Origin of the sequence: Pseudomonas sp. S37 (genome assembly GCF_016658545.1) — a bacterium.
Classification (GTDB): Bacteria; Pseudomonadota; Gammaproteobacteria; order Pseudomonadales; family Pseudomonadaceae; genus Aquipseudomonas.
In genome coordinates this window covers 18,132-36,331 of the sequence record NZ_JACVZC010000059.1, presented here as the reverse complement: position 1 = coordinate 36,331, position 18,200 = coordinate 18,132, and the positions used below count along the sequence as shown (strand labels likewise).

The window sequence follows — 18,200 nt, the reverse complement described above, 5'->3', positions numbered from 1 at the left end:
CCCCCCCCCCCCCCCCCCCCCCCCCCCCCCCCCCCCGCTCCTACAGGGATCCCCGGAGGCTTTGGAATGTGGCGTAGTGCTGTCAGAACAACTGCCAGGTATACACCAACGTCAAGCGGTTCTCGTCAATGTCGCTGCGGTAATTGGAGCGCGCCATGGCATTGCGCACGCGAATCCCCAGCCCCTTCAGCACCCCGCTCTGCACGGCATAGCCAATGTCCAGGTCACGCTCGCGATCACGCCCTTCATAGCCCAGCCCGGTATCGACATTGCTACCGGTTATGTAGCGTACCGTCGCCGTCAGCCCCGGTACGCCCATGGCGGCGAAGTTGTAGTCATAACGCACCTGGTACGAACGCTCGTCGGTGTAGGCAAACTCATAGGTCGGCACCTCGTTACCCAGCGGCGAGATGTTGGCGAACACCCGCGGGAACGGGCTGTCGCCGTGAATGGCCTGGTAGCCGGCATGCAGGCTGTGGCCGCCATGCCGGGCGGTGAACATCGAGAAGAAGGCCTGGTTGTCGATGTTGCCCAGCAACGCATCGCCATCCTCGCGCGCGGTGAAGTAGCCCAGGTTGGCACTGAGCACCCAGTCGCCCACTGGCTTGCTGTGCTTGAAGCCGACAAAGCCCTGCTCGTAGATGTCCTCCAGTTGCCCATACCACAGGCTGACACTGCTCTGGTTGGCATTGAACGCGTAATCGCCGCCCACGTAGTTGAAGGCATCGCTCTCGGCCTGGCGCATCGGCACATGGCCAAGCATGGCGTTCATCTTGCCGTCGCCGCCTTCGTTGCGCAGGTGGGTGCTTTTCAGGTGCCCGGCCTGCACCGTCAGGCCGTCGATTTCTGCCGAACTGATGCTGGCACCCTGGTAAGTCGGCGGCAGCAGGCGGATATCGCTGAAGGTCAGCACCGGCAGGTTCGGTTGCAATTCGCCAATGCGCAGTTCGGTTTCCGACAAGCGCGCCTTGAAGGTGGGTGCCAGGCGGCTGTATTCGTCGGCGGCGCGACCATCGCCATGGACCGGCAGCAGGCCGGTGTTGGCCCGGTCCGGGCTGCTGTCGAGCTTGATACCCAGCAGGCCCAGGGCATCCACGCCAAAGCCGACCGTACCAGGGGTGTAGCCGCTCTTGAAGTCGAGGATGAAGCCTTGGGCCCACTCCTCGGCCTTGGACTGCCGGTTAGCCCCGACAATGTCGGAGAAATCGCGGCTGAAGTAGTAGTTACGGGCGCTCAGGGTGGCCTTCGAGTCTTCGAAGAAGCCGCCTTCGGCAGCCAGCAATGGTTGGCTGAGCAAAGTCAGGCCCAGGGCGACGCAAGGGGTGTGATTCATTCCGAAGCTCTCTTGATCTTGTTTTTATGGGTTAAGCGTTGGGAACACGGCGGTTCAGGGTGTACGGCGCAGCACCTCCCGGGCACGTGGCTGGCGCAACCTGAGCAGCGCGTGGGCCAGCAGGCCGAACAGCAGCCCCCAGAACGCCGCCGACAGGCCAAGGAAGGCCACCCCCGAAGCGGTGACCAGGAACGTGAACAGCCCGGCATCACGCTCGGCCGGTTCCGCCAGGCTGCGGGCCAGGGCCTCGCTGATGGCGCCATACAGGGCCAGGCCGGCCAGGGCGGCGATCAGCGCGGCGGGAAAGGCAGCGAACAGCGACATCAAGGTGGCCCCGGCAATGCCCAACAGCAGGTACAGCGCGCTGCCGGCCACTGCCGCCACATATCGGCGGCGGGGGTTTTCATGGGCTTCATGGCCGGTGCACAGGCTGGCGGTCACCGCCGCCAGGTTCAGCCCGTGGCAACCGAACGGCGCCAGTGCTGCACCGGCCAGGGCACTGGCGCTGATAAGCGGGCTGGCCGCCGTGTCGTAGCCGGCGTTGCGCAACACCGCCATGCCGGGCATGAACTGCCCGGTCAGTGCAACCAGTACCATCGGCAGCGCCAGGCTGAACACCGCCGCCAGGCTGAACTGCGGGGCGACCCACTGCGGCGATGCCAACGCCAGCACCAGCGCCTCGCTGCGAAACGCACCGCTGGCCACCGTCACCAGCGTGCCCACGCACAGCACGGCGGCCACCGCATATCGGGGTTGCACCCGGCGCATCAGCACGTAGGTGACGAACATGCCCAGCACCAGCACAGGCTGCACCGGCAAGGCGCGGAACACCTCGATGCCGAAGCTGAACAGGATGCCGGCCTGCATACCGGCGGCAATGGACCCCGGCAGGCGCGCAATAATGCGGTCGAAGGCGCCGCTGATGCCGATCAGCAGCAGCACCAGGTTGGCCACCAGATAAGCGCCCACGGCCTGCTCCAGGCCCAGTTGCGGCAAGGCGGTGACCAGCAGTGCAGAACCCGGGATGGACCAGGCGATCACCACCGGCACGCGATAGCGCAGGCTGAGCAGCGCACCGAGCACGGCGCTGCCCATGGACACCGCCCACACCCAGGACGACAGTTGCCGGTGCGACAGGCCGGCGGCTTCGGCGGCGTGGAAGATGATCACCAGTGGGCCGGCGTAGGAGATCATCGTGGCGATGCAGCCGGCGACGATGGCGGACAGCGAGCTGTCCTTGATCAGGGTTTTCATTCAGTTTCTCGCAAGGCAGCGGCCGGCCTTGGTGGCTGGCTGTTGTTTTGTGTTGCCTTCTTCGCGGGTGAACCCGCTCCCACAGGGGTTGCACAGGTTTCAGCATTTGCGCCGTACCTGTAGGAGCAACTGTCTTGTGTTGCCTATTCAGGCCTTATCGCTGGCAAGCCAAACTCCCACAGGTATTGCGCATGATTTGAGGTCAATGCAATCAATGTGGGAGCGGGTTTACCCGCGAAGAAGCCAGCGCGATGGCTCAGGCTTCCTGCAGTGCCCGAGGCCGCCCACTGCGCTGCTCATCTGCCTCGCCCAGGGCCAGTTGCAGCCGGAAGTCGAACTTCAACTCGGCATGCCGCCCTGCCGCGCCCTCGACAAACACCACCTCCCCCACAAGCCCGTCCCGCGTGGCATAGGCAAAGTCATCCCACAGGTACTTGTCCCCCGACAGGTTGATCTGTGTGGTCAGGTGCCGATGCCCTGGCGCCGAGATAAAGAAGTGCACGTGTGCTGGACGCTGGCCATGGCGGCCCAGCAGGTCCAGGCATTCCTGGGTTGGCCCCTGCGGGTCGCAGCCGTAACCGGACGGCACGATGGAGCGCGCGCGGTAGCGCCCTTCGGCATCGGTGACGATGCGCCGCCGCAGGTTGTATTCGGACTGGCTCTGGTCAAAGAACGAATAAGTGCCACGGGTGTTGGCATGCCACAAGTCGACCGTGGCACCCGGCAATGGTTGCCCTTGCGGGTCGAGCACCCGCCCCTCCAGGTACATGACCGTGGCCACGCCCTCCTCGCTGCCGTCGTCCATGCGCACTTCACCTTCAGCAAGGGGCGCACCCGCCACGTACAACGGGCCTTCGATGGTACGTGGGGTACCGCCGGCCAGCCCGGCCTGCGCGTCCTTGGCATCCTGCAGCAGGTCGAGGAAGTGCTCGACGCCCAGGCCCGCGACCAGTAACCCCGCTTCGCCGCGCCCGCCCAGGCGATTGAGGTAGTCGACGGCGTGCCAGAACTCGTCCTCGCTGATTTCCAAGTCTTCGATCAGCCGGGCGGTGTCCTGCAGCACACGCTGCACGATGCGCTTGAGGCGCGGGTTGCCGGCATCGTTGCCAAAGCCTGCGGCTTCCTCGAAGAACCGCTGTACCTCGGCAGTGTGGGAAATCTTCACGGTCATGTGGGCTTACCTCATGTTGTTTTTCTGGATTTACGCCTGCGCCGCAACGGCCTGGGCGTGGCGCCGGCCACTGGCCAGGTGCACAGCCATGGCCAGCGCGGCGATGGCGCCAGGGATGGCGAAGGCGATGAAGTTGAGTTGCAGCGGCAGGTTGATGCCCATCAGCGCACCGCCCAGCAGCGGGCCGACGATGGCGCCGTTGCGGCCAATGCCCGAGGCCCAGCCAAGGCCCGTGGAACGCACCGACAGGCCGTACATTTGCGCGGCGCCGGCATACAGCAGGATCTGCGTGCCAATGGTGGTGGCGCCAGCAATGAAGATCAGCAGGTACAGCACCGGCATCGGGCTGTTGACGCCCAGCAGGCTGATCGACAGCGCTGCGGCGATGAAGAACGCCACCTTGACCTTGACCAGGTTGTAGCGGTCGCCCAGCCAGCCGCCGAGAATGGCACCGGCCATGCCACCGAAGTTCAGCGCCAGCAGGAACGACAGGCTCGAACCCAGGCTGTAGCCGGCGTTGGCCATCAGCTTCGGCAGCCACGAGCTGAGCGCGTAGACCATCAGCAGGCAGCAGAAGAACGCCAGCCACAACGCCAGGGTGCGAATGGCCAGGCCATTGCGGAACAGTTCAAGAACAGCGGTGAACTTGCCGGCCCTTTCGCGGGACAAGTCCGCTCCCACAGGGGCGACCAGCACATCATCAGGTTGCACATCGCAGCCCGGGTCCAGGCGCTTGAGCAGCTTGCGCGCTTCGTCGCCACGGCCCTGGCGCACCAGAAAGCCGATCGACTCCGGCAGGTAATAGAGAATCACCGGCAACAGCAGCAGCGGCACGGCAGCGGCAAAGAACATCGATTCCCAGCCGAAGCGTGGCAGCATGAAGATGCCGACGCCTGCTGACAGCATGCCGCCCAGCGAGTAGCCACTGAACATGATCGCCACCAGCGTACTGCGCAGGCGTTTGGGGGCGTACTCGTTCATCAGTGCCACGGCATTGGGCATCAGGCCGCCGCAGCCCAGGCCGGCGATAAAGCGGTAGATACCGAACTCACTGGGGCTGCTGGCAAAACCATTGAGGATGGTCGCCCCTGAAAACAAGGCGAAACAGATGGCGATGCCCTTCTTGCGCCCGATGCGGTCGGCCAGGCTGCCGAATGCCAAGGCGCCGAACATCATGCCGAACAGCGCGTAGCTGCCCAGCGCACCGGCCTGCAACGGGGTCAGGCCCCACTCCTTCATGATCACCGGCAGTACCACGCCGTAGATGAACAGGTCATAGCCGTCGAAGATCAGCAGCAGGCCGCACCAGGCCATGACCATCCAGTGGAACGGGGTAAAGCGCGCGTTATCGATGATCGGGTGTACGTCAAGGGTTCGCATGGCATCTGTCGCTCTTGTTTTTGTTGTGATGGAAAGCTGTTGCCTTGGGGTGCTGCTCAGCCGAGGTCGCCGCCCCCTACCGGCAGGGTCACACCGGTGATGTACGAGGCTTCGTCGGAGGCAAGGAACAGAATTGCCCCGACCTGCTCGTCGATGCTGCCGTAGCGGTGCATCAGGCTGCTGTCGAGGGTTTGGTCGACGATTTGCTGGTACCAGTGTTTTTCCTGCTCGGTCTGCTCGGCGCTGTTACGTGGTACGCGCCGGGGTGGTGCCTCGGTACCGCCGGGCGCGGTGGCGTTGACGCGGATGCCGCGGCCAGCGGTTTCGAAGGCCAGGCACGCGGTGAGCGCATTGACGCCGCCCTTGGCTGCGCCGTAAGGCACTCGGTTGACACCGCGGGTAGCGATGGACGAGACGTTGACGATGGCACCTGTGCCGCGTTCGAGCATGTACGGCAGTGCGGCGTGGCAGCACCACAGGGTGGGAAATAGCGAGCGGCGCACTTCGGCCTCGATCTGTTCGACCTCGTAGTGTTCGAAAGGCTTGGCCCAGATGGTGCCGCCGACGTTGTTGACCAGGATGTCGAGGCGGCCGAAGGTTTCCACGGCGCTGGCCATGACCCGGGCGCAGTCGGCGTGTTGCTCGAGGTCGGCGGTAAGGGTCAGCATGCCCTCGCCGGCCAGTTCGTGAACCAGTTCGGAACGGTCTACTGCAACCACTTGCGCGCCTTCGGCCTTGAGCCGCCAGCACACGCCCCGGCCGATGCCTTGCGCGGCACCGGTGACCAGGGCGACCTTGCCTTGGAATCTGTTGTTCATATGTGAATCTCCGCCTGCCCGCGGTCCCTGTGGGAGCGGGTTTACCCGCGAATGCGTCCGACAAGACAAAACTGCTGTACCTGCTGGCCTCTTCGCGGGTGAACCCGCTCCCACAGGAGGGCGGTGTTGTGTTCGGGATGAAGGAATCAGGCCGCCGCCGCGAACTTCTCGTAGTAGAAGTTGGCCGGTGTAATGCCCTGCTCACGCACGTACTGGCTCACCGCTTCGACCATCGGCGGTGGCCCGCACAGGTAAACATCCACATCCCCCTCATTGAGGTGGCGTGGTTCGATGTGCTGGGTCACGTAGCCCTTTTGTGGGTACTGGCTGTCCGGGTTGGCCACGCAGGCGCTGTAGGTGAAGTTGGGGATGCGTGCCGCCAGCGCTTGCAGGCGGTCGAGTTCGACCAGGTCGAAGTCGTTGGTCACGCCGTAGATCAGGTGCAGCGGGTGTTCGCTGCCCTGCTCGGCGATCTTCTCCAGCATCGCGGTGAACGGCGCCAGCCCGGTACCACCGGCCAGCAGCAACAGCGGGCGCTGGATCGGCCGCAGGTAGAAGCTGCCCAGCGGCCCGGCCAGGCTCATGTTGTCGCCAGCCTTGGCCAGATTGGTCAGGAAGCTGCTCATCAGCCCACCCGGCACGTTGCGGATCAGGAAGCTGACTTCACCGTCCTTTTGCAGCGAGCTGAACGAATAGGCGCGACTCTGCTCACTGCCCGGCACCTTGAGGTTGACGTATTGCCCTGGCAGGAATGCCAGGCGGCTCAACGCCTCACCCTTGATCGACAGGGCAATGGTGCTGGCCGACAACTGGCGCACATCGCTGATGGCCGCCTCGAAGCTGGCCTGTTCGGTCTTGCACAGCTGCGACGAGGCCGGGATGCGGATAACGCAGTCGCTCTCGGCGCGCATCTGGCAGGTCAGCACGTAGCCTTCGCCGATTTCGTCTTCGCTCAGGGCGTCTTCGATGAAGTTGTCGCCCAGGTCATAGCGCCCGGATTCGGCCTTGCACTTGCAGGTGCCGCAAGCGCCGTCGCGGCAGTCCAGAGGGATGTTGATGCCTTGGCGGTAAGCCGCATCGGCGACGGTTTCGTGGCCGGTGGCCTCGATGAAGCGGGTAACCCCGTCTTCGAAATTCAGTGCGATCTGGTAGCTCATGTTGCACCTCACGGGCGAGCCGGGCCACGGCGCGTCGCAAAACGCACCGGGCAATGCTCGCAAAACCCTGGTTCAGATGTGGTAGATGTCGATGATCTGGCGCACGTAGTCGTTCTTCAGCACCACCTTCTTGGCCTTGATCAGCGGTTGCCCGCCGCGCAGGTCGAGGGTGTAGAAGCTGCTGCCGAAGTAACTGTCGGTGGTCTTGTAGCGGAAGCTCAGGGTGTGCCAGTTGAAACGCACCAGGCAGTTGCCCTCGCCCTGCTCGACGATCTCGATGTTGCTGATGTTGTGCGAGGTGCGGGTGTCGGGCACGGTCGCACTGGAGCGCTCGGTCTTGATGCGGAACACGCGGTCTTCCAGGCCGCCACGGTTGCCGTACCAGATCAGCGAGATTTCGCTTTGTGGGTCTTCGGTGAGGGTGTCGTCATCGTCCCAGCTGGGCATCCAGAAGGTGGCGTCGCTGGCGTACAACTCCAGCCACTGGTCCCACTGGGCGTCGTCCAGGTAGCGCGCCTCGCGGTAGAGGAAGTCGCGCACGGTTTCATACAGGCTCATTGCACGGCCTCCACGGGGATCAGTTGCTGCTCGTCCTTGAGCGCCTGGATCATGGTGTCCTGCCAGTACTTGTGCTGCAGCACGAACAGGCCTTCGTCCTCGGTGCGCACGCCCGACAGCAGCGGATGCAGCTCGATTTCTTTAGCCGCGTCATCGGCGCCTTCGACCCAGTGTTTCGCGCCACGGGACATGTCGTTCCAGCCCGTGCCGCCACCGTAGCCGGTCTGGCACGAGCGGAACTCTTCCAGGTCGTCCGGGGTGGCCATGCCGCTGACATTGAAGAAGTCTTCGTACTGGCGGATACGCTTGGCGCGGGCGTCGGCGCTCTCGCCCTTCGGCGCGATGCAGTAGATGGTGATTTCGGTCTTGTTCACCGAAATTGGCCGGGCAACGCGGATCTGCGAGCTGAACTGGTCCATCAGGTACACGTTCGGGTACAGGCACAGGTTGCGCGAGTTCTCGATCATCCAGTCGGCGCGGGCCTGGCCGTAATCGGCGGCCAGTTGGTCGCGGCGTTCGTAGGCCGGGCGGTCTTCCGGGTTGGCCCAGCGGGTCCACAGCAGCAGGTGGCCGTGGTCGAATGAGTAGAACCCACCGCCTTGCTTGGCCCAGGAACCGGCGCTCATGGTCTTGATCTCGTCACCCGCCTCGCGCTGCTTGCGCTGGTTCTGGGTGGCGGCGTAGTTCCAGTGCACCGAGCTCACGTGGTAGCCATCGGCGCCGTTTTCGGCGGTAAGCTTCCAGTTGCCTTCGTAGATGTACGAGCTGGCACCGCGCAGCACTTCCAGGCCTTCTGGCGACTGGTCGACGATCATGTCGATGATCTTGGCCGACTCGCCCAGGTGCTCGACCAACGGTTTCACGTCGGCATTCAGGCTGCCGAACAAAAAGCCACGGTACGACTCGAAGCGCGCCACCTTGGTCAGGTCGTGGGAGCCATCGCAGTTGAAGCTGTCGGGGTAACCGGCGTTGCTCGGGTCTTTGACCTTGAGCAGCTTGCCGCTGTTGTTGAAGGTCCAGCCGTGGAACGGGCAGGTGTAGCTGGAACGGTTGCCGCGCTTGTGCCGGCACAGCATGGCGCCGCGGTGGCTGCAGGCGTTGAGGAAGGCATTGAGCTCACCGTCCTTGTTGCGCGCGATGAAAACCGGCTGGCGCCCCATGGTCAGGGTGAGGAAGTCGTTCTTCTCGGGGATCTGGCTTTCATGGGCCAGGTAGATCCAGTTGCCCTCGAAGATGTGTTTCATTTCCAGGTCAAACAGGCGTGGGTCGGTGAACATCTCGCGCTTGCAGCGGTAGATGCCTTTTTCACGGTCGTCCTCGAGCATGGCATTGAGGTAGTCGAATCCCAGGGACATGGCCAGGGTCTCCCTTGTTATTGTTTAGACCTGGTCAGGTTAGGGAGACGGCTGGCGGGGGACTATCCGGATTGTGCAGAGTGCTATCCAGATACGCGGATGTGCTTTCCGTCTTCACCAAGCTTCCAATGTACTTTTGTGGCCTTTGCTGCTTCTGCGGGCAGATTTGTGGAAATCTTATTCATGAGAGCAGTGGTCATACTCAATACTCTCTTATCGTTTTCGTCTAGATGTTGGTAATTTCTATTCATGTTCAAATTGAACACTTCCACTACGTTGTGCTCCTGCTGAGACCAGTTGTCGGCCGTGTACATTCGCTCCATTTCATTTCCCATACCGCCCGCAGTAAAACGACCTGAGCGCTCAAAATCGTTCACGCGACGTTGAGACTGAACCTGCATTCCATGTTCTTGCAAGCGGGATGACATTTGCTCATTGAACGCACGCTGCGAAGCGGATACAGGGAGAGTGAAAGGATTGGCTACCTTTACCCGCGCGGATCGCCGACGAAATAAGGACCTAAAAATGTGTCCACTGGGGTCAATGTTGTTAACGGGATCCCCACCACAGTAGGCGTAACAATTCAACCCGCCAGCCCCCATCGGGCTTAGGTTGTCCGGGCTATGGAACCTCATCAAAACCGGATTGAACGCACGGTATCCATTCCCCAGCAAGTAGCACCCTGTAGCAGGCTCCATTCTCTGCCCGCTAAAGCCCAGCACGGATGCAAATTGCTCACATCCGTCATGCCCATAAACCGTGTACTGCCGTGAACAACAAGAATTTTGCGACGTTGACATGGCCCCACCTTCTCATCGAAATAAATCAAATAGTGGGATGCACATGAAATGTAAGCAACTGGTAGAAATGTCAGGTGACCACGCTAACGCGCTTCATCTGTGGCGTTTGAACGTCTGCGAAGGCAGCTCGCCGAACTGCTGGCGGTACACTTCAGAAAACCGTCCCAGGTGCAGGAATCCATAATCCAGGGCCAGTTCCGTCACACTGCGCACCCCACAGGTGGGGTCGTTCAAGCATGCATGCACCCGCTCCAGCTTGCGCTGGCGCACGTAATGCTTGGGTGTGGTGCCCAAGTGCTGGTCAAACAACGCATACAACGACCGCAAGCTCATGCACGCCTGCTCCGCCAGCACTTCAGCCGACAGTTCCAGTTTCAGGTTGCGCTCGATGTAGTCGAGAATGCGCTCCAGCCCCGCTTGCGGGGCGCTTAGGCTTTCACGGCGGATATTGGTGCTCATCAGGGTCAGCAGTTTACTGGCGACGATCTGGCTGTAATGGCCCTGCACCCTGGGCAGCGAATCGCTGACCTCCGCCTCATGGCAAACCATGGCAAGCAGATTGACAAAGCCGTCCAGCTCGTCCAGCCGGTAATGGTTGCGCAGGAAGCGCACACCGCCGTCGGGCCGGTGCCAGCGTTGTTCGTCGCAGATCGAGTCCAGCAGCCGGGTCGGCACCTTTAGGATGAATTTCTCGCAGTCTTCCGAGTACGTCAGGTCAACCGGGTCGTCAGGGTTGATCAGCAGCAGCTCGCCTGGCACCAGATGCTGCTCGCGTTTGTGCCCGCGCCACAGGCAGTTGCCGTTGAGCAGCACCTGCAGGTGGTAGATGGTTTCCAGCGCTGGCGAGGTAACCCGCACGCTACCGCCGTAGCTGATACGGCACAGGTCGAGTTCGGCGAATTTGCGGTGGCTGAGGCTGGCCTGGGGGTGGGTGGTGCGCGACAGCCCGATGCAATGCTGGCCGACATGCTGGTTGACATAATCGGACACAGCATAAGGGTCGGCGTGGTGAAACACGCTACTGCGTTCGCTCAGCAGGCGGCTTTCCATAGGCAAGGCACTCGGTATCGTTATTGTTCTGGTCGCCGCGTCCTACGGCCTTGTGGGCGGTGGTTGCGGTCGTCACGGTCATATTATCTGGCCGGTTGCGGGTCGCGGGGGCAGGCGACAACCGGTGGATGGGCACACTACAGCAAAAAGGCGGGGGTTGGGCAATGCGGCGATGGGATTGGTTGGGCGGATAGCGGACAGATCGGGCACAGGGGATGTTCGGTTATCGGACGTTTTTTTACCTGTGCTGGCCTCTTCGCGGGTAAACCCGCTCCCACAAGGTATTGCGCAAGCCCCGAAGCATTGATGATCCATCTGGGAGCGGTTTTACCCGATCCCACAAGGTATTGCGCAGGCCCTGAGGCATTGATGATCCCTGTGGGAGCGGGTTTACCCGCGAAGAGGCCGGCACAGGCAGCACACCACTCAATGCACTGCTACGTCCTGTTGCCCTGCCCAGCCCTGGCTACGCGCCCGGTATTGGCGTGGGGCAATGGCAAACAATTCACGAAAACGCCGGTAAAAATGCGGGAAGCTGACAAACCCGCTGGCCACCGCCACTTCGGTCAAGGACTTGTTGGTGTGCTGCAGCAGCTGGCGAGCATGGGTCAGGCGCAGCTCCAGATAATAGCGCGGTGGCGTGGCCTGTACATGGCGGCGGAACAGGCGCTCCAGGTGCCGACGCGACAAGCCGGCATGCTCGGCAATCTCGTCGATGCCGATCGGGTCTTCGATATTGGCGTGCATCAGCTCCAGGGCCAGGCGCACGCCTTTGGGCAAACTTGGGTCGATTTCCGGCGCACTGGCCGGTGCATCACTCATCACCCGCGCACGGTCACAGGCCAGCATCTGCTCCACGGCCCGGCGCAAAGGTACCCCGCCGCACTGCTCCAGCATCGCCAGCATCATGTCCAGCGCACTGCTGGCACCGGCGCAGCTCATGCGCCGACGGTCCAGCACGTGTGCCTGGCGGCTGATGCGCACCTTGGGGAACAACTCGCTCATCATCGCCCGGCCATCGGGGTGGAAGGCGCAGTCGTGGTCGTTGAGCAAACCGGCTTCGGCGAGGAAGTACGCACCATTCCACAAGCCGCCCAACTGGCAGCCGTGCTGGTCGGCCTGGCGCAGCTTGGCGCGCAGCTGGGCGGCGGTTTCCAGACGCACGCGAAAGCCGCCGCATACCAGCAGGCAGTCCAGGCCTTGCAGGTCGAGGTCGGCGAGTTGGGTGTTGACCGGCAAGGCGATACCCAGGTCGCTCATTACCTGCTCGCCCTCGCCCACTACGTGAATCTGGAACAACGGCGTGGCGCTCATCAGGTTGGCGGTGACCAGGCTGTCCATGGCGGCGGTGAAGGCCATCATCGAGAAGTGCTCGCGCAGGACGAAGGCCACGCGCTGGCAGGGCATTGACAGTGAAGTGCGGATGGCGGGGTCCAGGTGGGCCAGGTTGGTGTTCTTGAGGATGCTTTCGAAGTGGCTCATGGCTTTAACTCAACAGCGGAAATCGCGTGGGCTTCTTCGCGGGTAAACCCGCTCCCACAGTGCCCTGCACAGGTTTGAATGTTGTGCGGTCCATGTAGGAGCGGGTTTACCCGCGAAGAAGCCAACGCCGATAAAACAGATTACTTACCAGCCTGGGCCGCCGCATCACGCGAAGCCTGCAACCACTGGTCGAACTGTTGGCGGTGCGCTGCAACCCATTCCTTGGCATGGCGGGTGATGTCGGCAGGCTTCTTCTCGCCCTGCTGCATCTTCAGGTTCTGGTTGCTCTCGTCGTCGGTGCTGATCTGTACCAGCGACAGGAACTTCAACGCCGCCGGGTTCTTCTCGGCAAAGTCCTTGTTAAGCACCGCTACCACCTTGTCGATGGCAAAACCAAGGTTCTTGCCGTGGTACATGGTATCGACATCATTCTTGCCATCGGGCAGGTCGGTCTTCGGCACTTCCAGCCAGACCACATCCTTGCCCTCGACCAGCACGCTGGCGATCCACTGCGGTACCCAGGTGAAGTAAAAGATCGGCTTTCCTTCCTTGTAGCGGGCGATGGTGTCGGCCATCAGCGCGAAGTACGAGCCCTGGTTGACGGTGATGCTCTTGTCCAGGTCGTAGGCCTTCATGTGGTGGGCGATCACCAGTTCGCAACCCCAGCCCGGGTTGCAGCCGGTCATGTCGGCCTTGCCATCGCCATCGGTGTCGAACAGCTTGGCGATTTCTGGCTTCTTCAGGTCGGTGATGTACTTGATGTTGTACTGGTCGGCGGTTTTCTTGTCGATCAGGTAGCCTTGCGCCACGCCCGGCAGGATGTTGCCGGTCTTGACCATCACATCGTCACCCCCGGCCTGCTGGTAGAACTGGTTATGCAGCTTTTCCCACAGGTGCACGGTGAAGTCGGCATCGCCATTGGCCAAGGCCACCATCATCACGCCGTACTCGGTCTCCTTAGGCTCCTGCACCTTGTAGCCCAGCTCGCGCAGGCCTTCCATGGCCACTTCGCCACGGAAGCGCTCTTCGGCGATGGAGGGAAAGATCGGGGTTACCTTCACGCCATCGCCGGGCTTTTCCGCCGAGGCGTGTGCGCCCAGCGCAGCGGCTACCAGGGTCAGCGCGGTGGCGCATTTGAGGATGCTGCGGGTGAACTTGGATTCGTGCATCGTCGCTTACCTTTTTCTGATTTTTATCTTCAAGTGCGGCAGATCGAACGTCTCAAAAGTCTTGCAGTACTCAGGCGGTCTTGCGCCGCCCTTGCGCTTGCCCGGCGCCACACAGGCGCATCACCACCCCTACCGGGCCGGTGTGGTACCAGCGCAGGCTCGGGTCGGCGCTGGTGCGGGCGCCCATGGCCTGAGTCAGGCGGTCGAGGAAGATCGCCAGCAGCACCAGCCCCACACCACCGACCGTGGCCAGGCCCATGTCCAACCGGCCGATGCCACGCAGCACCATCTGGCCCAGGCCACCGACCGAAATCATCGAGGCGATCACCACCATCGACAGCGACAGCATCAGGGTCTGGTTGAGGCCGGCCATGATGGTCGAGGTGGCCAGCGGCAGCTGCACGCGGGTCAGCATCTGCCGTGGGGTGCAGCCAAAGGCGCGGGCGGCTTCGATCTTGTCTTCCGGCACCTGGCGGATACCCAGGTTGGTCAGGCGCACCAGCGGCGGCAGGGCGAAGACGATGGTCACCAGTACGCCGGGCACGTTACCGATGCCGAACAGCATCACCACCGGTACCAGGTAGACGAACGCCGGCAAGGTCTGCATGGCGTCGAGCAACGGGCGGATGATGCTTTCCAGGCGGTTGCTGCGGGCGCAGACGATGCCCAGCGGAATGCCGATGACCGCGCAGAAGAACACCGAGGTCAGCACCAGCGCCAGGGTGGTCATCGACTCCGACCACACGCCGATCAGGCCGAGCAAGGTCAGGGTGATGAAGCACAACACCGCCATGCGCTTGCCGGCCAGCTGCCAGCCCAGCAACGACGAGAGGATGATGCCGATGGTGGGCGGGATGCTCTGCAAGGTGAACTCGATGCCGTTGAGTACCTGGTCGATCGGCCAGCGGATGGCGCGGAACACCTCGCGGAAGTTGTGCACCAGGAAGTTGAGCGTTGCGGTAACCCAGTCACCCAGTGGGATGGTGGCCGCCTGGAACGGGTCGAGAAGGCTGAATTCGGACATGAGGGCTTACCTCTTTGTTGTTTTAGTTGCGGCTCAGGGTCTGCAGCAGCTCGTTCTTCGACAGCGTGCCCTTGAAGGCACCCTGGCGGTCGAGTACCGGCACCGGGTACGGCAGGTCGGCCGCAATGCCCAGCACCTCGTGCAGCGGCGTGTCGGTGTACACCGGGTGCTGCTCGTGCAGGCTGTAGCGGTCACTGGCGGTAGCGCCGTTGGCATCGGTGTCCACCACGCCCAGCAACTGCCCACGGTCATCGACCAGGTAGCCGAATGGCACACCGGCCTGGAAGCTCGGTGCCTTGCCGTTGACCTTGCACACCACGGCCGGGTCGAACTTGGCCACATCGCCGGCCTTGAGCACCCGCGAGCTGTCGAAGCTCTTGAAGAAGGTGCGCACGTAGTCGTTGGCCGGTTGGTTGATCAGCTCCTGCGGGGTGCCGATCTGCACCACGCGGCCGCCTTCCATGATCGCGATGCGGTGGCCGATGCGGATGGCTTCCTCGATGTCGTGGGAAATGAAGATGATGGTGCGCTGCTGCTCGGCCTGCAGGCGGATCAGCTCGCCCTGCATTTCACTGCGGATCAGCGGGTCGAGGGCCGAGAATGCTTCGTCCATCAACAGGATCGCCGGGTCGTTGGCCAATGCCCGGGCCAGCCCTACGCGTTGCTGCATGCCGCCGGACAGCTGGTGCGGGTAGCTGTGCTCGTGGCCGGCCAGGCCAACCTGGCTCAAGGCCTCACGGGCGCGGCTGTGGCGTTCGCCTTCCGGCACGCCGGCAATCTCCAGGCCAAAGGCGGTGTTTTCCAGCACGCTCATGTGTGGCATCAGGGCGAAGGACTGGAACACCATGCCCATTTCCTTGCGGCGCACGTCGAGCAGGGCCTTGTCGGAGAGCCCGGTAATTTCCTTGCCGTTGAGGTGGATGCTGCCGGAGGTGGGTTCGATCAGGCGGTTGAACAGCCGCACCATGGTCGACTTGCCCGAGCCGGAAAGGCCCATGATGACGAAGATCTCGCCACGCTTGACGGAAAAGCTTGCATCGAACACGCCGACGACGTGGCCGGTCTTGCTGAAGATTTCGTTCTTGTCGGCACCCTTGCGGAGCATCTCCATGGCCATGTTCGGGTTGGGACCGAACACCTTGAAGATGTTTTTTACCGAAAGAATCTCATCGGCATGGCTCATACGACCCTCTTTATTATGCTTATTAACCAATCTTTCAACATCGCACTTTCAATAAGGCGGGTAGAGATCAGTGCGAGTACGCTTGGCAGTCCGTTCAAATTCGAACGTGAGTCAAAACCGGCACGCAGAAAGTCCTGCTTCAAAAAGTTGTTCGACATCGATGTCTCGGATGTCGCGCCGTGTGATTAACGTTAGGCCCTGATCCAGAGCGGGTCCAACGACATTTGTTTCACGCAAACCATTACCTGAAGTTATCAATCGGCGCCCAAGCCCGGCCCCAGAGCCCCTGCGCACTTACCAGCCGGCGTGGAACAGGCTAGAGTGAGCCGATTGGCTAGACGAAGGACCTCGCCCCCGCCCCATGGTCAGACACTCCGAACCCGATCAGACGCTGATCAAGATGCCCTCGCTGCGCGCGGTCAAAGTCTTCGTGGCCGCCGCCAAGTACCAGAACTTCACCCGTGCAGCCGAGGCGCTGTGCGTTACCCAGGCCGCCGTCAGCCGGCAGATCCGTGAGCTGGAGACCTACCTGGGCGCCGAGTTGTTCACCCGGGTCGGGCGAGCGGTGGAGCTGACTGTGGCCGGCTCGATCTTCTTCGATGCGGTGCAGTTGTCGTTCGTCAACATTTCCCAGGCGGCCGAGCGCATCCGCAGCAACACCAACACCAAGCACGTGGTCACCCTGTGCTGTTCACCGGCGTTCGCGGCCTTGTGGATGGGCCCACGCATGCCCCGGTTCTTCGAAGAGAACCCGGACATCGACATCAACCTGGTCACCACACAGAACTTCCTGTCGATGGAGCCGGGGGTGCGCCCGGACATCTACATCACCAAGCTGGGCAAGGTGCAGGCAGGCTACAGTTCGCACCCGCTCAACCATGACGTGATCTACCCGGTGTGCACCCCGCAGTACCTGGCGCAGCACCCGGAGGTGCGCACCCTGCAAGGCTTGCGCGATGGCACCTTGCTGAACCTGAGCCCTTATGGGCGTTCACAGGTGGCCGAGCATGTGGACTGGAACGTGTGGCTGGCCTTCCATGACGTCGACCTGAAAAGCCGCGCCAACACGGCGCCGCATTTTTTCAATGCCAACGACTACAACCTGCTGGTGCAACTGGCTTTGGGCAACCAGGGCGTGGCGCTGGGCTGGCACCACCTGGTGGCGCCGTTGGTTGCCCAGGGGCTGCTGGTCAGGCCCGTGGAAGAGGAACTGGTGCTCAAGGACACCTTTCACTTCCTGGCCTTCAATGAGGACAAGGAGCATGAGTCCAGTTGCCGGCGGTTGCGGGATTGGTTGCTGGATGAGTTTCGGCCGTTGCTGCAGTCGTTGGGTGGCCGGTGATTTGCGGTGTCCTGAAAGGGCCTCTTCGCGGGTGAACCCGCTCCTACATTGGGATATCACCAGCCTGAAAGTCGGTGGTGCCTGTGTAGGAGCGGGTTTACCCGCGAAGAGGCCCGCACAGCAAACCCATAACCCCCAGAAACAACTTGTTATCAAACCACCCCGCCATTCGGCCACTTTCCCACATCAACCCGCCTGCATCTGCTAAAAAAGCCCCCATGCCTACCCTCCTCCTCACCCACCTGCGCCGTCGCTGGCTGACTTGGCTGTGCGCCACCCTGCTGGTCATCGGCCTGCCCACCAGTTGCGCTGTCCTCCAGCACAAGGAGCGCGAGCTGGTGTTCCGCATCGAGCCCGGCCAGGCAAGCTGGTTCCGTGGCCTGCCCGGCGACGTGCAGGAGCTCGACCTGCGCCCGCGCAGCTTCAGCGCCAACCAGAGCCTGCACGCCTGGTGGTGGCCGGCCAGGCGCGCCAATGCCCCGGCCATCCTTTACCTGCATGGCGTGCGCTGGAACCTGACCGGCCAGCTGTTCCGCATCGAGCAACTGCATGCCATGGGCTATTCGGTGCTGGCTGTGGATTACCGCGGTTTCGGCCAGAGCCGTGGCGACCTGCCCTCAGAGGCCACAGTCTATGAAGATGCACGCATCGCCTGGGAGCGCTTCGCCCAATTGCAGCCGGATGCCGGCAAGCGCCTGATCTTCGGCCATTCGCTGGGCGGGGCCGTGGCGGTGGAACTGGCCAGTGAGTTGGCGGCTGAAGCACAGAAGAACGGTGCTGCAGCACCGGCACGCGGGTTGATACTGGAATCAACCTTCACTTCTCTGGGCGATGTCGCGGCCGCGGTGGCCAACACGTCCCTGCCGGTGCGCTGGTTGATGTCGCAGAAGTTCGACTCGCTGGACAAGATCAAGGATATTGGCTTGCCCGTGCTGCTGGTGCACGGGCTGGATGACCGCTTCGTGCCGCCGCGTTTCAGCCAACAGTTGTTCGAGGCCGCACAAGAACCCAAGACATTGCTGCTGGTGCCGGGGGCGAGCCACAACAACAGCATGAGCCTGGCCGGGCAGCGTTATCGGCGGGCAATACAGGCGTTGCTCTGAATACCGCACGAAGGCATGGTT

General features: G+C 62.4%; 16 protein-coding genes and 1 pseudogene. 2 read left to right on the top strand and 15 right to left on the bottom strand.

What is annotated here, in order from left to right; translation table 11 throughout:
• Positions 1-82: 82 nt before the first annotated feature.
• From IAE39_RS17915 to IAE39_RS17850, 15 genes and pseudogenes are all read right to left on the bottom strand, one after another.
• Positions 83-1,333 carry an OprD family porin gene (locus tag IAE39_RS17915; protein ID WP_201204969.1) on the bottom strand — a complete coding sequence of 417 codons (1,251 nt, stop codon included), beginning with the start codon at positions 1,331-1,333 and terminating at the stop codon, positions 83-85.
• 54 nt (positions 1,334-1,387) lie between these two features.
• Complete coding sequence (locus IAE39_RS17910) at positions 1,388-2,587, bottom strand: benzoate/H(+) symporter BenE family transporter (RefSeq protein WP_201204967.1); 1,200 nt, start codon at positions 2,585-2,587, stop codon at positions 1,388-1,390.
• Between the two features lie 256 nt (positions 2,588-2,843).
• Positions 2,844-3,758 carry a catechol 1,2-dioxygenase gene (catA, locus tag IAE39_RS17905; protein ID WP_201204965.1) on the bottom strand — a complete coding sequence of 305 codons (915 nt, stop codon included), beginning with the start codon at positions 3,756-3,758 and terminating at the stop codon, positions 2,844-2,846.
• Positions 3,759-3,788: 30 nt separating this feature from the next.
• Complete coding sequence (locus IAE39_RS17900; RefSeq protein WP_201204963.1) at positions 3,789-5,138, bottom strand: MFS transporter; 1,350 nt, start codon at positions 5,136-5,138, stop codon at positions 3,789-3,791.
• Between the two features lie 56 nt (positions 5,139-5,194).
• Positions 5,195-5,956: a 1,6-dihydroxycyclohexa-2,4-diene-1-carboxylate dehydrogenase gene (locus IAE39_RS17895; RefSeq protein WP_201204961.1), complete on the bottom strand. Its 762-nt coding sequence runs from the start codon at positions 5,954-5,956 to the stop codon at positions 5,195-5,197.
• 146 nt (positions 5,957-6,102) lie between these two features.
• Positions 6,103-7,113: a benzoate 1,2-dioxygenase electron transfer component BenC gene (benC, locus tag IAE39_RS17890; protein ID WP_201204959.1), complete on the bottom strand. Its 1,011-nt coding sequence runs from the start codon at positions 7,111-7,113 to the stop codon at positions 6,103-6,105.
• Positions 7,114-7,185: 72 nt separating this feature from the next.
• On the bottom strand, positions 7,186-7,671 hold the full coding sequence (benB, locus tag IAE39_RS17885; protein WP_201204957.1) for a benzoate 1,2-dioxygenase small subunit: 486 nt from the start codon (positions 7,669-7,671) through the stop codon (positions 7,186-7,188).
• A complete protein-coding gene (benA, locus tag IAE39_RS17880; protein ID WP_201204955.1) occupies positions 7,668-9,026 on the bottom strand; it encodes a benzoate 1,2-dioxygenase large subunit in 1,359 nt (452 codons plus the stop codon). Before benA ends, benB begins: the two co-directional genes overlap by 4 nt.
• Before the next feature lie 83 nt (positions 9,027-9,109).
• Complete coding sequence (locus IAE39_RS29715; RefSeq protein ID WP_236548672.1) at positions 9,110-9,427, bottom strand: hypothetical protein; 318 nt, start codon at positions 9,425-9,427, stop codon at positions 9,110-9,112.
• 96 nt (positions 9,428-9,523) lie between these two features.
• Positions 9,524-9,790: pseudogene (locus IAE39_RS29710) on the bottom strand (RHS repeat-associated core domain-containing protein); the annotation flags it as partial.
• Positions 9,791-9,919: 129 nt separating this feature from the next.
• The gene (benR, locus tag IAE39_RS17870; RefSeq protein WP_201204952.1) at positions 9,920-10,876 is read right to left on the bottom strand and encodes a benABC operon transcriptional activator BenR; all 957 of its coding nucleotides are present in this window, start codon (positions 10,874-10,876) and stop codon (positions 9,920-9,922) included.
• 426 nt (positions 10,877-11,302) lie between these two features.
• Positions 11,303-12,358, bottom strand: a complete 1,056-nt coding sequence (locus IAE39_RS17865; RefSeq protein WP_201204949.1) for a GlxA family transcriptional regulator — start codon at positions 12,356-12,358, stop codon at positions 11,303-11,305.
• 140 nt (positions 12,359-12,498) lie between these two features.
• A complete protein-coding gene (gene proX, locus IAE39_RS17860; protein ID WP_201204947.1) occupies positions 12,499-13,527 on the bottom strand; it encodes a glycine betaine/L-proline ABC transporter substrate-binding protein ProX in 1,029 nt (342 codons plus the stop codon).
• Between the two features lie 70 nt (positions 13,528-13,597).
• Positions 13,598-14,551: a glycine betaine/L-proline ABC transporter permease ProW gene (gene proW / locus IAE39_RS17855; RefSeq protein ID WP_201204945.1), complete on the bottom strand. Its 954-nt coding sequence runs from the start codon at positions 14,549-14,551 to the stop codon at positions 13,598-13,600.
• 22 nt (positions 14,552-14,573) lie between these two features.
• Positions 14,574-15,734: a quaternary amine ABC transporter ATP-binding protein gene (locus IAE39_RS17850; RefSeq protein ID WP_201204943.1), complete on the bottom strand. Its 1,161-nt coding sequence runs from the start codon at positions 15,732-15,734 to the stop codon at positions 14,574-14,576.
• A 361-nt stretch (positions 15,735-16,095) separates the two neighbouring features.
• Here IAE39_RS17850 and IAE39_RS17845 point away from each other — a divergent pair, with 361 nt between their 5' ends.
• Both IAE39_RS17845 and IAE39_RS17840 read left to right on the top strand, forming a co-directional pair.
• Positions 16,096-17,076: a LysR substrate-binding domain-containing protein gene (locus IAE39_RS17845; protein ID WP_201204941.1), complete on the top strand. Its 981-nt coding sequence runs from the start codon at positions 16,096-16,098 to the stop codon at positions 17,074-17,076.
• Positions 17,077-17,294: 218 nt separating this feature from the next.
• Positions 17,295-18,179: an alpha/beta hydrolase gene (locus IAE39_RS17840; protein ID WP_201204939.1), complete on the top strand. Its 885-nt coding sequence runs from the start codon at positions 17,295-17,297 to the stop codon at positions 18,177-18,179.
• Positions 18,180-18,200 lie beyond the last annotated feature (21 nt).

Bases quoted from the DNA above. Each gene is read 5' to 3' on its own strand.
- IAE39_RS17915 (WP_201204969.1), bottom strand. From the start codon at position 1,333: ATGAATCACACCCCTTGCGTCGCCCTGGGCCTGACTTTGCTCAGCCAA.
- IAE39_RS17910 (WP_201204967.1), bottom strand. From the start codon at position 2,587: ATGAAAACCCTGATCAAGGACAGCTCGCTGTCCGCCATCGTCGCCGGC.
- catA (WP_201204965.1), bottom strand. From the start codon at position 3,758: ATGACCGTGAAGATTTCCCACACTGCCGAGGTACAGCGGTTCTTCGAG.
- IAE39_RS17900 (WP_201204963.1), bottom strand. From the start codon at position 5,138: ATGCGAACCCTTGACGTACACCCGATCATCGATAACGCGCGCTTTACC.
- IAE39_RS17895 (WP_201204961.1), bottom strand. From the start codon at position 5,956: ATGAACAACAGATTCCAAGGCAAGGTCGCCCTGGTCACCGGTGCCGCG.
- benC (WP_201204959.1), bottom strand. From the start codon at position 7,113: ATGAGCTACCAGATCGCACTGAATTTCGAAGACGGGGTTACCCGCTTC.
- benB (WP_201204957.1), bottom strand. From the start codon at position 7,671: ATGAGCCTGTATGAAACCGTGCGCGACTTCCTCTACCGCGAGGCGCGC.
- benA (WP_201204955.1), bottom strand. From the start codon at position 9,026: ATGTCCCTGGGATTCGACTACCTCAATGCCATGCTCGAGGACGACCGT.
- IAE39_RS29715 (WP_236548672.1), bottom strand. From the start codon at position 9,427: ATGCAGGTTCAGTCTCAACGTCGCGTGAACGATTTTGAGCGCTCAGGT.
- benR (WP_201204952.1), bottom strand. From the start codon at position 10,876: ATGGAAAGCCGCCTGCTGAGCGAACGCAGTAGCGTGTTTCACCACGCC.
- IAE39_RS17865 (WP_201204949.1), bottom strand. From the start codon at position 12,358: ATGAGCCACTTCGAAAGCATCCTCAAGAACACCAACCTGGCCCACCTG.
- proX (WP_201204947.1), bottom strand. From the start codon at position 13,527: ATGCACGAATCCAAGTTCACCCGCAGCATCCTCAAATGCGCCACCGCG.
- proW (WP_201204945.1), bottom strand. From the start codon at position 14,551: ATGTCCGAATTCAGCCTTCTCGACCCGTTCCAGGCGGCCACCATCCCA.
- IAE39_RS17850 (WP_201204943.1), bottom strand. From the start codon at position 15,734: ATGAGCCATGCCGATGAGATTCTTTCGGTAAAAAACATCTTCAAGGTG.
- IAE39_RS17845 (WP_201204941.1), top strand. From the start codon at position 16,096: ATGGTCAGACACTCCGAACCCGATCAGACGCTGATCAAGATGCCCTCG.
- IAE39_RS17840 (WP_201204939.1), top strand. From the start codon at position 17,295: ATGCCTACCCTCCTCCTCACCCACCTGCGCCGTCGCTGGCTGACTTGG.